This is a genomic window from Paraburkholderia fungorum (genome assembly GCF_046027215.1).
In the GTDB taxonomy this organism is placed as follows: Bacteria; Pseudomonadota; Gammaproteobacteria; order Burkholderiales; family Burkholderiaceae; genus Paraburkholderia; species Paraburkholderia fungorum_D.
Genome location: NZ_JAQQEN010000001.1, coordinates 1,483,426 through 1,498,468, shown reverse-complemented (window position 1 = coordinate 1,498,468; position 15,043 = coordinate 1,483,426). Strand labels below are relative to the sequence as shown.

At 57.0% G+C, this 15,043-nt stretch carries 13 protein-coding genes; 4 read left to right on the top strand and 9 right to left on the bottom strand.

Annotated features, from left to right (window positions below; translation table 11 throughout):
• Positions 1–82: 82 nt before the first annotated feature.
• Genes PQR27_RS06655 through PQR27_RS06645 form a run of 3 tightly spaced genes read left to right on the top strand, consistent with a single transcriptional unit; the run spans position 83 to position 3,250 of the window.
• A complete protein-coding gene (locus PQR27_RS06655) occupies positions 83–1,324 on the top strand; it encodes a tyrosine-type recombinase/integrase (protein WP_046564875.1) in 1,242 nt (413 codons plus the stop codon).
• A complete protein-coding gene (locus PQR27_RS06650; protein ID WP_408522924.1) occupies positions 1,321–2,262 on the top strand; it encodes a tyrosine-type recombinase/integrase in 942 nt (313 codons plus the stop codon). Before PQR27_RS06655 ends, PQR27_RS06650 begins: the two co-directional genes overlap by 4 nt.
• Positions 2,255–3,250 (top strand): tyrosine-type recombinase/integrase, encoded by a 996-nt coding sequence (locus PQR27_RS06645; RefSeq protein ID WP_063500947.1) that lies wholly within the window; start codon positions 2,255–2,257, stop codon positions 3,248–3,250. The genes PQR27_RS06650 and PQR27_RS06645 overlap by 8 nt, the downstream gene beginning before the upstream one ends.
• Positions 3,251–3,747: 497 nt before the next feature.
• On the opposite strand, the gene PQR27_RS06640 is transcribed toward PQR27_RS06645, so the two are convergent.
• The 3 genes from PQR27_RS06640 to PQR27_RS06630 form a co-directional block, all read right to left on the bottom strand.
• Positions 3,748–4,875 carry a porin gene (locus PQR27_RS06640; protein ID WP_408522923.1) on the bottom strand — a complete coding sequence of 376 codons (1,128 nt, stop codon included), beginning with the start codon at positions 4,873–4,875 and terminating at the stop codon, positions 3,748–3,750.
• 100 nt (positions 4,876–4,975) lie between these two features.
• Entirely contained in the window at positions 4,976–6,355 is a 1,380-nt protein-coding gene (locus tag PQR27_RS06635) for an MFS transporter (RefSeq protein ID WP_408522922.1), read from the bottom strand.
• 199 nt (positions 6,356–6,554) lie between these two features.
• Positions 6,555–8,021 (bottom strand): amidase, encoded by a 1,467-nt coding sequence (locus PQR27_RS06630; protein ID WP_408522920.1) that lies wholly within the window; start codon positions 8,019–8,021, stop codon positions 6,555–6,557.
• A 313-nt stretch (positions 8,022–8,334) separates the two neighbouring features.
• On the opposite strand from PQR27_RS06630, the gene PQR27_RS06625 reads away from it, so the two are divergent.
• A complete protein-coding gene (locus tag PQR27_RS06625) occupies positions 8,335–9,252 on the top strand; it encodes a LysR family transcriptional regulator (RefSeq protein ID WP_408522919.1) in 918 nt (305 codons plus the stop codon).
• Between the two features lie 152 nt (positions 9,253–9,404).
• On the opposite strand, the gene PQR27_RS06620 is transcribed toward PQR27_RS06625, so the two are convergent.
• The 6 genes from PQR27_RS06620 to benC all read right to left on the bottom strand — a co-directional run bounded on the left by PQR27_RS06620 (position 9,405) and on the right by benC (position 15,024).
• Positions 9,405–9,941 (bottom strand): carboxymuconolactone decarboxylase family protein, encoded by a 537-nt coding sequence (locus PQR27_RS06620; RefSeq protein WP_408522918.1) that lies wholly within the window; start codon positions 9,939–9,941, stop codon positions 9,405–9,407.
• A gap of 185 nt (positions 9,942–10,126) precedes the next feature.
• Positions 10,127–11,137 (bottom strand): MBL fold metallo-hydrolase, encoded by a 1,011-nt coding sequence (locus tag PQR27_RS06615; RefSeq protein WP_408522917.1) that lies wholly within the window; start codon positions 11,135–11,137, stop codon positions 10,127–10,129.
• A gap of 108 nt (positions 11,138–11,245) precedes the next feature.
• On the bottom strand, positions 11,246–12,442 hold the full coding sequence (locus tag PQR27_RS06610; RefSeq protein ID WP_408522916.1) for an MFS transporter: 1,197 nt from the start codon (positions 12,440–12,442) through the stop codon (positions 11,246–11,248).
• Between the two features lie 269 nt (positions 12,443–12,711).
• Positions 12,712–13,110, bottom strand: coding sequence for a RidA family protein (locus PQR27_RS06605; RefSeq protein ID WP_408522915.1), 399 nt, complete (start codon positions 13,108–13,110; stop codon positions 12,712–12,714).
• Between the two features lie 118 nt (positions 13,111–13,228).
• A complete protein-coding gene (gene benD / locus PQR27_RS06600; RefSeq protein WP_408522914.1) occupies positions 13,229–14,005 on the bottom strand; it encodes a benzoate diol dehydrogenase BenD in 777 nt (258 codons plus the stop codon).
• A complete protein-coding gene (gene benC / locus PQR27_RS06595; protein WP_408522913.1) occupies positions 14,002–15,024 on the bottom strand; it encodes a benzoate 1,2-dioxygenase electron transfer component BenC in 1,023 nt (340 codons plus the stop codon). Before benC ends, benD begins: the two co-directional genes overlap by 4 nt.
• Positions 15,025–15,043 lie beyond the last annotated feature (19 nt).

The following is a 15,043-nucleotide window of genomic DNA, read 5'->3' as shown; positions in this document are numbered from 1 at the left end:
TTGCCTGTCAGGTTGACGCGTCTATGGCGACATAATTTCAGGCTGATACTGATATTCCACTGATCAACATTGGGGGAATATCATGTTTGAGACTCTCTTTACGCGTCCGCATGTTCTTGCTGCCCACACGCTCGCACCCTGCGTGGAATCCAGGAAACGCTTCCTCGTACATTGTCAGGAACTGGGTTATCCGCCTAAGTCGATCCGCAAGATCGCGTGGGTCCTGCTGGTTTTTTCGCAGAGCATGGATCTGTCCCGCCCGCGGTTAATAACGCACGAGGAAATCGCGTTTGCGGTTGACCACCGGATTCGTCTCGTTCGAAGTGAGCGCACGAACGAGTCCCGCAGCTCGCGGCTTCTGTTCATCCATACCGCCACGGCCTGGCTGTGTTTTCTGGGGCGTCTGGAGGAACGGCATCCCACGAGAGAACCATTTGTTTGCTATGTCGAACACTACGTCGATTTCATGCGCGACCAGCGAGGACTCTCTCCTGCTACGATTTCAAACTGTCGTGATGAGATCGGTCATTTTCTGGCGATGGTCTGCCGCCCTGACAGGGCAATTGATGCTCTCACTATCCACGACGTCGACACCTACCTCGCGTACCAGGGCAACCATGGCTGGTCCAGAGTGTCATTGCACGCGCTTGCGAGCACGCTGCGCAATTTCTTCCGGTATGCAGAAGGACAAGGCTGGGCCACCAACGTTGCGTGCGGCATTGAAGCACCCGTGGTGTATAGGGAGGAGGGTTTGCCGCTCGGGCCAGATTGGGATGACGTGCAAAGATTCGTCGCCAGTTTTGTCGGCGACAGTGCGATCGATCTACGCAACCGTGCGATGATCATGCTGCTGGTTGTCTACGGACTGAGGCGCGGCGAGGTGGTACTGCTCCGTCTGGAGGATATAGACTGGTGCGGCGAGATCCTTCATGTCCATCGTCCCAAGCAGCGTTGCACACAGCAATATCCGCTGGTGGCAACAGTTGGGAATGCCATTCTGCGTTACTTGAAGGAGGCGCGTCCACGAAGCGCTCATCGTGAGCTGTTCCTGTCGGTTGAGGCGCCGATCCGACCGTTGTCACCTGCGCGCGTAAGCGACATTGTCCGATCGCGTCTCGCAGTGCTTGGCATCGACATCCCGCGGCGTGGCGCACATTGCCTGAGGCATGCCAATGCCCGGCACTTACTCGATGCTGGTTTTGCCCTGAAGGAGATCGGCGATCATCTCGGCCATCGCAGCGCTTCGTCGACGAGAACCTATGCGAAGGTTGACCTGAGCGGACTGAGGCGTGTGGCCGAAATCGATCTGGGGAGTTTGCTATGACGCTCTCCGAAGTTGTCGCCCAATACGTGAGCCACAAACGGGCGTTGGGCATGCGCTTTGATTCCGAAGCGGCCACGCTTGCCTCATTCTGCCGCCGGGTTGATGGCAACATTGATGTGACGTCGGTCACGCTCAGGCATGTACATGACTTCCTGACTGGCAACAGGCCGCTGACTAACCATTGGCGCAAGAGAAGGTCGGTACTTGACTGCCTGTTTCGTTTTGCCCTCTCGCGTGGGCATGTCTCGGCTTCTCCACTTTCTCCCTACAGTCCGGAATTGCCGCCACCGCTGATACCCTATATCTATTCGCAGCAGGAATTAAAGCACCTGCTCGACGTGGCTCCGGCGGCATGCAGTCCATACGGTCTGCTGGATGCATATGTTTTGCGTGCACTCATTCTGATTCTGTATGGCGCTTGCCTGCGCCATGGCGAAGCCTTGCGGCTAACCATGCAGGACGTCAATCTCGACGAAGCCGTCCTGCATGTGCACGAGAGCAAATTCTATAAATCGAGGCTGGTTCCGCTAGGCGCAGATCTGAATAGTGCGATGCGAACCTATGCCCGGCAACGCAACCAGAGATTTGGGCAGGCACCGGCTGCGCCGTTCTTCTGTTTCCGCGATGGTCGCCCTGTGACCCAGAAAGCTGTGTGCAAGGCCTTTCAGCGACAGCGCGCCCTGGCAAACATCCAACGCGAAGGCTGTGCGTCCTGCCAGCCGAGGCTGCATGATTTGCGGCACTCAGGCGCAGTGCACCGGCTAATCGCCTGGTATCGCGGTGGCGTGGAGTTGCAACTGTTGTTACCGCAACTGGCCACCTATCTCGGCCACATCGATCTCGCGAGCACCCAGCGCTACCTCACTCTGACGCCCGAGTTGCTGAATGAAGCGGGCACGCGCTTTGAAACTTACTTCCTTGAGGTGCATCATGAATAACTCATCTCTGCTGGGTCCGTGGATCCGGCGGTTCCTGATCGAGTATCTGGTGGGCGAACGTAACCTTGCCATCAATACGCAAAAAAGTTACCGCGACATGCTCATGCTGTTGCTTCCGTATCTGGCCGCCAAGGTCGACAAACGGATCGACCGCCTGAGCGTTGATGATCTCTCCGCGCAAATGGTCCGCCTGTTCCTGACGCACATGGAAGAACAGCGCCACTGTATGGTCAGCACACGAAATCAGCGGCTCGGCGGCATCCATGCGCTGGCTCGTTTCATCGGCGAACATGCACCGGAATACGTCGAATGGTGGGCACAGATTCATCTGATTCCCGTCAAGAGAACCAGTCGGCCGGAGATCAGCTACCTTAGCAGGCAGGAAATGGACGCCCTGCTCGCAGCCTCTGACATGAATACAGCACAGGGGCAGCGCGAACATGCGTTACTGCTCTTCATGTTTAATTCAGGAGCGCGTGCAAGCGAAGCCGCGCAGCTCAGGATTGGCGACATTGACTGGCACACGCGTTCGGCCAGCATCGTCGGCAAGGGGAACAAACATCGCCGCTGCCCGCTCTGGAAATCCACAATCGAGGCGTTGCGCTCACAGACTGAAGGCAGGGCCGCCGCCGAACCTGTGTTCCTCAACCGGTTCCACCAGACGATGACGCGCTCCGGCATTCATGCTCTGGTGAAGCGCTGCGCTATTCGTGCTGCAGCCAGCGCGCCGTCACTCGCCGGCAAGAATGTGCACCCACATGTGATTCGGCATACAACCGCTTCGCTACTACTGCAGGCCGGTGTCGACATCAATACGATACGCGGCTGGCTTGGGCACGTGTCGTTGGAGACGACCAACATCTATGCCGAGATCAACCTGGAAACAAAGGCGCGGGCGCTGGCGACATGCGAAGTGCAAGGCAATGCCGAAGTACAAAAACAATGGCGTGATCAGCCCGACCTGATGGCCTTCCTCCGCACCCTGTAGCCGAATAATATGTGCTGTTCGATTTCCGCAAAGACGCTGCCTTGGCCTCGTTGGTTATCGACCAGCACATTTTTTTTACCACACCATACTCGCTACCACGCTGTTATCCGTGCCAATCTGCCTCTCGCTCCGGAGGAGTTGGTGGTCTGCAGTATGGCCATGGGGTTCGGTGATCCGGATTGGGCAAAACGCCGCCCGCAAATGCCGAAGGCTTCCATCGAAGAGTTCGCCTCGCTCCACGGCTTCTGACCTTCTTGGCTGATGTATGGCAAGACGTCAACACCTGCGAAGGATCTCCATCGCAAGGTAAAGCGCCCGCTTAGAGAACAGCGTCACGCAAAGCGCGACGGTGGTCGTAAAGATCAGTCAGGCGGCAAGGCTGCCGGGCAACAATGGCAGCAGACAAACCACGGCTGACGGACGAGGTGCCGAGCGGATTATCCGCCAACGCGACAGCATTTATGAGCGGATGAATTCAACACCGCCGCCGTCGAGCCTTAGAAGAATTGCCGCATCCCTATCATGGCGCCAAGTTGATTCGCGCCACGATGTGGTGTCGTACCACCGCCCCCCGCACTAACCGTGTACGCGGCTTCCGCGCTATTCCAGAGGTAGCCGGCTTGCGCATACAGTGCCGTACGTTTGGAAAGCAAGTAGATACCGCGCACCGTGGATAGCGTTGCGCGAGTATCGTGTTGCGCATTGACAACCCGGATGACCTCGCCTTCAGCAATCACCGCAGGCGTGACCTGAAACGACACGCCACTGAAAAAGATATCGGAGCGAATATCCGGAGTTGGAGAATGAGCTTCAGTATTGCGATGAAGCCATCCGCCTTCGACTTTTATCTTGCCGACAATGACGTGAGCCGCAAGCAGCAGCCGGGAGTCGACATCAGTTGGCTGGTTGATTTGCTCAGGAGCCACACCATCAAAAAAGTTTGCGGCTGCTCCAGTACCCCCTCTCTGTTCGTCATACGATATCCCACCGCCGAACGTTGGCCCATCGTACTTGACCATCGCTGTCCACTGACGACATTGCGTAAATGCTCCGGGAACCGAGCCGGCGCATAGGCCTTGTCCAGGCGAATTACCCCCGACAGCGTCTCTGCCAAAAGAATAGGTCGCCCCGAGGGTGACGTCGTGAAACGTACCTTTGTATCCGATCGCATTGTCGCTACGCGCATTGGGAACATATGCATCCACGGACCCGACTCCATAGATAGCGGGACCCATGACATCGTTATCAAGAATCGTGTATAGGGTCGCTGTATTCTGACGCCCGAAAAACCAGGATCCCGTCGGGCCCGACAATCCAACCCACGCCTGGCGGCCAAATAGGCGTCCACCTTGATTGAGGTCCCCTGCTCTGGGATTGAACGAGTTCTCGAGATTGAACGTCGCCGAATAACCGTTACCCAGCGGTTCGGACCCACGCAATCCCCAGCGCGACGGAGTCGATCCCGTAATTGCCGGCATCCTTACAACGCTGCTGCCAGTGGCATTAGCATGCGTGACGTATTCCACACCCGTATCGACAATTCCATATAGCTGCACGCTTTGCGCAAAGCCCGAACAACTTACTAGACTCAACCCGCCAGCGAGCGTCGCCATCATTTTTTTCATTTCGTCTCCAACAACATACCCGGTCACTAATTAGCTATCCAAAGTATTTTTCACTTTAAATTGACAACCGGCACGATGCTTCAATCGGACGGATAGTTAGCTATTCAGAATCCGGCGTGAGTCTTTGCATGACTACATCTGAACTTATTTGTCGCTGTGCGATGTAATCTTTCAACAGTAGTGCCGCAGCGGCGATGAAGGCAGGAATCGCGAGCATGCCAAGAATCGATCCCAAGCCGCGTCCTGCCAGGGGCAGCGTTGCTCCGGCCATCGAACCGACGATGCCGCCGATGCGGCCTGTTCCTAACATCCATGCAACGCCGGACGCTCGTCCGTTGGTCGGATAGAATGCGGCGGCGATTGCCGGCATAGAAACCTGCGCACCGTTCAAACAGATACCTGCAATGAATATCAGCATGCCAATGTAGAAGACACCACTGCTAAGCTGCCCGATGCTCCAGAGGAAAACGCCGGTCAGCACGTAAGTCGCTGCGACAACTCGATGAGCATTGACGCGGTCCATCAGGTAGCCGCAGGCAACCGAACCAAGCCCGCCTCCAAGGGGAAACAGCGCAGTTATCAAGGATGCCTGTTTTAAGGTCATCCCACTGTCTTTCAACAAGGTCGGAAGCCAGTTGGTCAGCAGGAAGTAGACGAGTAGTCCCATAAAGTACGTAAGCCACAACAATAAGGTTCCTGCACGGAAATGTTTCGACAGGATCAACGCGACAGACGTGGATTTTTCACCGCCGGATTGTTCATGAAGTGTGAAGCGTTGCCCCGCCACCGTCGTGCCGGCGATCCGGCTGAGCACCGAATTGATGCGCGTGGCGGGCCATGACTTCGCAACCATGAATCGAACAGACTCCGGCAGAAAAACAAGGAGTGCAGCTGCAAGTACCAACGGTGTAACGCCGCCAACGAAAAATACACTTCTCCAGCCGGCTTCCGGAATGAGCAAAGCCGCTGCGAATCCGCCAGCGGAAGCTCCTACCGTAAATCCGCAAAACATCACGTTGACTAGAAGCCCTCTATGCTTTGCCGGCACATATTCTGAAATCATTGTCGTCGCATTCGGCATAGCCGCACCCAACCCAATGCCGCTAAAAAGACGTAACGTGGCAAGCACTTCGATCGAATGAGCCTGCATACAAGCAAGACTAAGTGCGCCAAACGCGAAAACCGCACCGACCAGAACACGTTTTCGACCGATCCGGTCCGCAAGGGGGCCAGCGATAAGCGCACCGATTACAGAGCCGATGAGGGCGGCACTCAATACAGGCCCGAGTTCGAGTCGAGTCAACCCCCACTCTTTGGCAAGCGCGGGTGCAACGAATCCGGCTGCTGCCGTATCGAAACCGTCAGCAGCAACGATAAGGAAACATAGCGCGAGAATGAGCCACTGATATGGAGAGAATTTTTGCCGGTCGATGAAATCTCGAACATCGAGCACTTCGGATAAAGAGGTTGACGACTGCATGATTAAGTCTCCTGATTGCTTGACAGTGTGTGCGTTGCCGATTGTGGGTACGTTGCCCACACTTAAACGCTTGTCAATGGCTGTGCACGAACCGAAGCACGACAGTCGTGCCTATCGGGCGCAATTGTGATTGCTGGCCGTTTGGTAGTCGCGGCCTAACGGCGGTTCAAACGTTTCAGCTAGTGCTTTGGCTGGATACTCAGGCAGCCTCGTAGTCGAGAGCGGATCGCATCTCGACATTGCGTTCGATGACTGACGCGGCTGTGATTAGTCGAAGTTCCCGAAAACTGTCGGCCACCAGTTGCACGCCTACGGGTAGCCCACCAGACAGACCGGTTGGGACACTGATTCCAGGAAGGCCGAGCGCCGCAGTCGCGATCATGGGACTCTGAGCGGCCACGAGCGCACGCATCTCATCGAGCGTTCCCAAGTCCGCACCCCACGGCTGTGGGAGGCTGCACGACACGGGCAGAAGCACAATTGGAAAGCGGCTGAGGAATTCGTTCCACTTGCGACGCAATTCATCGCGCCGTGCGATAGCCCAGACGTAGCCGCTGAGGTCGATTGTGGGCCCGCAATCCGCCATGTTATGGACCGACCGTTTGATATCGGGATCTCCGATCGCATCCACCGCCGCAATCATGCCAAAGCGGGACTCCGTCATTACAATTGACTGCCACACCTCGACGCACTGCTCAATTTCCGGGGGTAACGCCCATTCGACGATATAGCCAGCAGTTGCGAGCGCGGCGGCTGCCTGCTGGAGTGCTTCCTTAACTTCGGCACAAACCGTGGTTCCCGGGATCTCATCAACCAGGGCGACCTTAACCCGAACAGCATCGTCGGAGTGCTCCAGACGCGCCTGGACCCATGCTGGATCACGAGTATCACCGGCTACCATCGCCCGTAGTCCGAGCGCCACATCCCCTACCGAACGAGCGAGTGGGCCCTGTGCGGACATGGACTGAAGGCCATAAAATCGATGGCTGGTGGTCGGATGATAGGACGAGATACGGCCGGGAGTCGTGCGAAGGCCGACCACACCGTTGACGTACGCGGGATAGCGAATAGACCCGGCGATGTCGGTCCCATGCGCTATGGCACACATGCCTGTTGCTACCGATACACCGGCACCGCCGCTCGAGCCGCCCGAAGTAATGTCCGCGCGCCACGGGTTGAGCGTCCTACCGTGTAGTGGATTGTCGGTGAACCACCTGAAAGAAAAAGGTGGCACGTTCGTGCGGCCGATGATGTTTGCGCCCGCATTGCGAAGGCTCGTGACAACTGCGCTGTCCGCTGGCGCGACGCGTTCGGCGTAAGCGGGAACACCGTTCGTCGTTGCTTCACCGGCAACATCGACGTTGAGCTTTATTGTCAACGGCACGCCGTGCAGGATTCCAACCTTATGGGGCGCACTTCGGAGCAACTCGTCGCCCCGGTGCGCGGCCTCGAGCGCCCTCTTTCGGTCCGCATGGACGATGGCATTCAGTCGCGGGTTGATCAGGTCAATGCGCTGGTAAAAGGCCTGTACCACTTCGGCGCAGGAAACAGAACCTGCGCGAACCTGGGCAGCGATGTCGACAGCGCTCCAACGCCAGATCTCGCTTGGCAGCGCAGTAGTCGATGCCTCGGCTTGCATGGAAGTGTCGTTGTGGCTGGTTGACATGTTTTATCCAGTTTTACTTCGTTATACAGATTGATCTAAAAATGCCTTGCAACGTGGATTTCAATCGTATGAAGGTCAGCTTCAGGCGGAAGCGCCCTCCTCTTTGGCCCAACGCTTGCGAGTTGGAGGCTGTCGTTGCAAGCAACAAACCCATGTCCTGCAGAAGGTGCAGCTTGCCATCTACGAGTCCTGATACACGTCGGCTTTAGGAGCAAGTGATAAGTGCGTGTATTCTTGCACTCGCTAACTATCCACACAACAGGACGGCGGGATAAGGTATATCGAAATTCTTGATATCACTTGGAACAGGACTATGAGTACGCTCGATGCTGAATGGATTTGCGTTTTCGACGAGATATACAAGACGCTGAGCGTCACGAACGCCGCAGACAAGCTGGGCATGACCCAAGGCGCGGCCAGTACCGCGCTCAATCGCCTGCGCGCCTATTACGACGATCAGCTCTTTATCCGTACCTCGCGCGGCATGCTGCCGACCCCTCGCGCTGACGCGCTGCACCCCGTGCTGCACCGCGTGCGCGAAGACCTGGAGATCGCCCGCACAGGCGCGCCGGTTTTCGACCCGGCCATAGCCCACCGTACATTCCGGTTGTGCATGACGGACCTTGGTGAAATATCTCTGCTACCGCGGCTACTCAGCCGCCTGCAATCTTGCGCGCCTGGCATTTATATCGAAGCCGAGAAGATCAATTCCGAGAGTCCTCGACGGCTGGAAGACGGCACAGTCGACCTGGCGGTGGGTTACATGCCTCAACTGGATGCGGGCTTCTACCAACAATCGCTGTTCGAACAGGATTTCCAATGCATTGCGAGTCTTTCGCACCCCCGCATCGGAAAGCGACTTGGCAAGACGGCCTACAGCACCGAACGGCACGTAGAGGTCTCGAATCCGGGGACGGGGCACACCGCGATGGTCGACAAGGCGCTCGCGTCTGCTGGCGTTACGCGTGACGTTGTACTGCGGGTGCCAAGCTTTCTGGGGGTTGCCCAGATTGTGAGTGAGACAGAGCTTCTCGCGACGGTGCCGCGCTATTACGCACTGGCCATGTTATCGCGCGAAGCAATCCGTCATTTGGCGGTGCCATACGATCTGCCGCGCTACAGCGTGAAGCAGCATTGGCATGCGCGCTTCCATCGCGATCCCGGCAATGTCTGGCTGAGGCAAACCATCGCCGACCTTATGCCCTCTGCCGTGATGAGGTCGCCGGTATGATCTGCCGCCCGAAAGAATTCGCACCTGCGGCTTTGAGAGTCTTCGTTAAACTCTTCACGTCGCGCCTGGTTTCCGGCGCGAACTGAGGAAGGGACTTTTGATGAATCCCTTCACGGGTGCCTCCAGCCCCGTAGCGAGGGCTGCCTCTTGTATTAATCTGCGGCAGGGAAATCGAGGGTCGTGTCGTTGATACGATTGAACAGGTTGGTGAAAGCAATGCTTGCTACCGCCATTGTGACGTCGACAATTTGCGCATCGGTGACACCTGCTTCTTTGACTGCCGCCACCACATCGGCAGGAACCGTGCCGCTGGTGGTGATTAGATGTAACGTAAATCTGGCCAATGCATCATTGCGCGCATCGCCCGACGGCTGCGCCTGACGCAACGCCACCATGGCTTCGCGGCCCAGACCTATTTTCTTTCCCATCAGCGTGTGTGCGGCCAGACAATAGTCGCAGCCGGTAGTCTGGCTCACGACCAGCTTGACGACTTCGATATCCATAGCACTCAAGCTGCTTTTTTTTAGCGAGGCTTCCAGGTTCAATACCGCTTCCAGCGCGACCGGGCTATTGCCACCAATTCCAACATATGAATTGGGTACCTTTCCGACCGTACTCTTAACGGCGCTGAATAATTCGGCTGCACGACCTGTGGCTTCGGACAATGCAATCGTGTGGAGACGAGTCATGATGATTTCCTATACGTATTACGTCGGTTAAAATGAATCCGTGTCAATGTTTTGTTGTCGTGAGGGCAGCGATTTACGCATCGCCGTATCGGCGATCCGCGCCTCTACTCTGCAGAAACCAGCCAGTTGTTCGTTGGTAACGACAGCAAGCCGCCGAACATAACCAAGGGCTTCAGCGTTTTCTATTACAGGCCTTCGTAGACCATCTTGGTGAATTGACTGCCGTTGAACACAAAGTTTCCCCATTTGGCGTCGAAGGCTGCCGTCGGCTTGGCGGCGATAATTTCGTCCAGTGATTTGCCCTGCGATTTCAAGGTCGCGACGTTGTTGCGCACTGTGACCAACATGTCGCGGAATTCGATCAGTTGGGCGCGCGTACCCACTGCACCGTGGCCGGGAACGACGATGGTGTGGTCTGTCGTAAACGCGACCGCCTTGTTGGCCCATTGGATCGCCCCGTCGATGTTGCCGCCATCTTCATTGTCGATATACGGATAGATCCCGTTCCAGAACGTGTCGCCCAGCGCCAGCACATCCGCCTTTTTAAAGTAGACCCACAGATCACCGTCGGTATGTCCATGACCGAAGTTTTCCACTTCGATCTGCGTTCCCGCGAAGGTGAAGGTCCTTTTATTAGTGACAATCAGGGTCGGGCGCGCGCCTGCCGGCACCGGTTCGAAGGTCCAATTCCAGGCATTGACATGCGTGGTCTCGGTCAGATGCCTCAAGGTATTCTTGTGCGCAATGATGGTGGCGCCAGCTGCGTGCATCCATGCATTGCCATCGGTATGGTCCCAATGCCAATGCGTGTTCACCACGTATTTCAGCGGCGCGGGACTGATCCCGTTGAGAGCGGCTTGCAGTTTTTCTTGCGACTTACCAATGCCTGCATCAACCAGAAACATGCCTTCCTCGCCCGACAGAACGGTAATGTTGCCGCCGGAACCCATTAGCACGGTGATGTTTCCGCGCAGGGGTTCCACGACGATTTCCCCGTCGGCACGGCGTAAATAGCGGGCGCCTGCACCAGTATGAAAATAGTCGTCTGGCGTGGCGTCCTTTCCTGGCGAAGACTGACTGCCGGTGTCGGCGAAGGTTGCTGTAGAGGTCAACGGTGAACCGGCAGCAAGAGCGATCGATACAAACAACAGTCTGAAAACTACGCCAGATCTTGTTAGCTTCGCAAACGTATTCATGGTTATTCACTTCCGTTGAGCAGACTGAATCATCTGCATATATGGTCAAGTACGGGGACAGCAGGTGAACAGGCGGCAGGCTTCACGACTCCTGCCATCTGCCCAACCTCATCGAAGGCAGAGCCTGCAGGATTGCTGTCGATGTGCCACCAGCCAGCTACCGATCAATAGGGTCGAAAACAAGGCACCCGCAATGCAGACTCCTGCCCAGCCTGCCTTGTAATAAGCCACACTGGCCGTGCCTGAACCGATTGCGCCGCCAAAGAAATAGCAGGTCAGATAGATGGTCGTGATTCGGCTCCGCGCGTCCGGAGCGAGTGCGTAGACAACACCCTGGTTGGAGATGTGCATACCCTGCACGCCCACGTCCAAAAGCAGAACGCCAATTAGCAATAACGTCAGCGAGTGCGCGCCAAGGTAAATGAACACGAACGACGCCAGAATCGTGCTGCTAAAAAGTCCGGTCGCACGATGCTCGTGCCCGCGATCTGCCATACGCCCCGCCGAGCCGGCGGCAAGCGCACCGGCTGCACCGGCCAGACCAAACAGCCCGATCCTCGCCGCGGAGTAGTGGTACGGAGCGGCACTGAGAAGAAACGTCAATGCAGTCCAGAAGATGCTGAAGCAGGCGTAACCCAGAGCGCCATACAGCGAGCGCAGGCCGATCGTGGGATGTTGGCGCAGCAGCGTCAGCAGAGACCAAAGCAGCTGACGATAGCGCCAGGGTTGATTACTTCTTGGGTCTTGCGGCAATGCGCGCACAAGGCACAAGGTCAGAAGCAGGATCAAAACTGCAGCGACACCATAAACGATGCGCCAGCCCGCCAGTTGCGCGATGGTTCCGGAGGCTGTCCGCGCCAGCAGGATGCCGAGAAGCAAGCCGCTCATTACGGTGCCTACTACGCGTCCACGCTCGTTGTCGGATGCGAGCGAAGCGGCGAACGGAATCTGCAACTGTGCAGCGCACGAGGTGATACCGAGCAGCATACTTGCCGCAGCAAACAGCTTGAAGTCAGGACTCACCGCTACGGCGAGCAACGCGATCACCGTGAGCAGAAGCAAAGATACGATGAGTGTGCGCCGATTCAACACGTCGCCGAGTGGCACGATCAATAGCAGTCCACACGCGTAGCCGAGTTGGGTGAGCGTAACCAGGAAGCCAAGCCGGGTCGGACTATAACCGAAGCTACTCGCAATAGCGGCCAATAGCGGCTGTGAATAGTAGATGTTGGCGACAATGACGCCGGAGGCAAGCGCAAACAGTAGCGTCAACCCCCTCGTCAGGTCAGGCGTTCGGGCTGACATGAGCGTCCTTGTCACGAGTAGGATCCGCGTCAGGTGTGGCGGCGACTCTCACGCATTGGAACGGCCTCGATGCGCTTCGGAAAGGTACTCTTTTGAAACTAAGAAAACCATCGATTAGCTCTTGCACCGTCATCTCCTCAAGCCGGGGGTCGAGGAGATAGTGATTCTATTTGGCCTTAGCGTCCAAGACCGGTTTACTACTCAACCGATAAGCATTTCCTATAGTTGAGGCGTCATGCCACCGCGGCCGGCGCGCGCGGTCTCATGGGCTAATCAGGCAATACGGCAACCGCCTTGATTTCAACAATGTAGCCTGCCGAACCGCCAAGCATGTGCGCGCCCACCGCTGTCCAGGCCGGCAACGGGTGCGTAGTCAGGTATTGATCACGCACCTTCATGAACAATGGCAGGTCGCGCATGTCAGTGTGGTACGTGGTCAGGTCAACCACGTCGTTCAATGATGCACCTGCAGCCGCCAGAACCAGTTTGAGGTTTTCGAATGCCTGGATTATTTGTGCTTCGCGGCCCTCGACCAGTTGCATTGCCGTATCGCGTCCAATCTGGCCGGACACGTAAATCGTCTTGCCGACTTTGACTGCGGGGGCGTAATGAATTTTGTCGTACACCGCTTCCATGCCTGCAGGAATGATGGCTTCGCGTTTGGTCATGCGGACGTCTCCTGGGAAAGCGCAACGGGTGGCCCTTGCCCGTGCACAACGTACAAAGGCTCTTCCCGCCGCCGGTCTACTAATGTTTGTGAGTCAGTTGGCCGGCCAGAACTACGAATCAGCCTGTGTCGCCACCCGCTACGGGCAATACAGTGCCGGTGATATAACCTGCCTCATCCGACGCTAGAAACAGAATCGGTGCAGCCTGCTCGTCGATGCTGCCGTAGCGTTTGAGGAAGGTCGATTCGGTGACCTGCTTCACCGCTTCGCCCATCCAGACTTTTTCCTGCTCGCTGTCACCAGCGGTATTGCGCGGCACACGTCGCGGCGGCGCATCGGTCCCGCCCGGCGCTGTGGCAACCACGCGGATGTTGTGTTCTGCGTACTCCATCGCGAGCGATTGCGTAATCGCGTTGACACCGCCCTTGGCCGCCGAATACGGTACGCGCCGGATACCGCGTGTGGCATTCGAAGATACGTTGACGATGGTCCCGCCGCCGCGTTTAAGCAGGTACGGCAGGACTGCATGGCAGGCATACAGTGTCGGCATGAGGGAACGACGGATTTCCGCATCAATCTGTGCAGGCTCGAACTCGACGAAAGGACGCATACGAATCGCGCCGCCCACGCCATTGACCAGAATGTCGATGCCCCCAAAGGTGCGCGCGGCGAAGGCCATTGCCGACGCGGCGCCATCGTACGTCTCAAGGTCAGCGACAAACCCCGCCGTGTCCGCGCCGTGCGCTTCGGCAGCGACTTCCGACACGAAGTCGGCGCGGTCTACGAACAGCACCTTGCCGCCTTCCGCGGCTGCACGAAGCGCTACCGCGCGACCGATGCCCTGTGCTGCGCCGGTGACAACCATGACCTTGCCAGCAAATCGTTGCGTGCTCATGCGGTCCTCGGTGCTGCGTTAGGAGTGAACTTCTCGTAGTGGAAGCTGTTGGGCTTCACACCGTTGTCGTCGAAATGCTTACGCACTGCATCGACCATCGGTGGTGGCCCGCACAGGTACACGTCCACGTCACCATCATTGACGGCCTCCGCCGGCATGTGCTGCGTCACCCAACCCTTGCGGGGATGGGTCGAATCCGTGTCGGCCACGACGGTGCTGTAAGTGAAATTCGGCAACTTCGCGACGTAGGCTTCGATTGCGTCGACCTGCACGAGGTCGAGGTCTCGCGTTACGCCGTAAATCAGATGAACTTTTTGCCGCGAATTCGTGCGAGCCAGCACTTCAAGCATCGACAGGAACGGTGCCAGGCCTGTGCCGCCAGCGAGGAACAGCAACGGTCGCTCAACAGCGCGCAGATAGAAGCTGCCGAGCGGTCCGGTCAGTTCCACCTTGTTGCCTGCCTGTGCGGATTCGAGCCACGTGCTCATCACGCCACCAGAAATCTTCTTGATCAGAAAACTGATTTTCAATTCGCCCGGTGCTGACGAAAAAGAATATGAACGGTGCTGACCGCTGCCAGGAACGTCAATGTTGACGTACTGGCCCGGCAGGAATACTGGCGCGGTCGCCTCCACATCCAGTTCGAGCACGATGGCCGCGTCGTTGTGCGCTTCTACCTTTGATACGGTCGCGGCGAACTTGCTTTGCTCAGTCTTGCATGCAGTGGAAGATGCCGGCACCGCAATGACACAGTCGCTTTCTGGCACCATCTGGCAGGTGAGTACGAGACCGCCTTCCTTCTCATCCTCGGTCAGCGCATCTTCGATGTAATCGTCGCCAAGGTCGTAACTTCCGCTCTCGGCGCGGCACTTGCAGGTACCGCATACGCCGTCAGAGCAATCCATCGGCAGGTTGATTTTTGCGCGAAAGGCGGCATCGAGCACCTTTTCGCCCGCCTTGCATGTCACAAAACGGGTCACGCCGTCTTCAAAATTCAGTGCAATGTTGTAGCTGGACATCTTGCCTCCTGTACTTCCC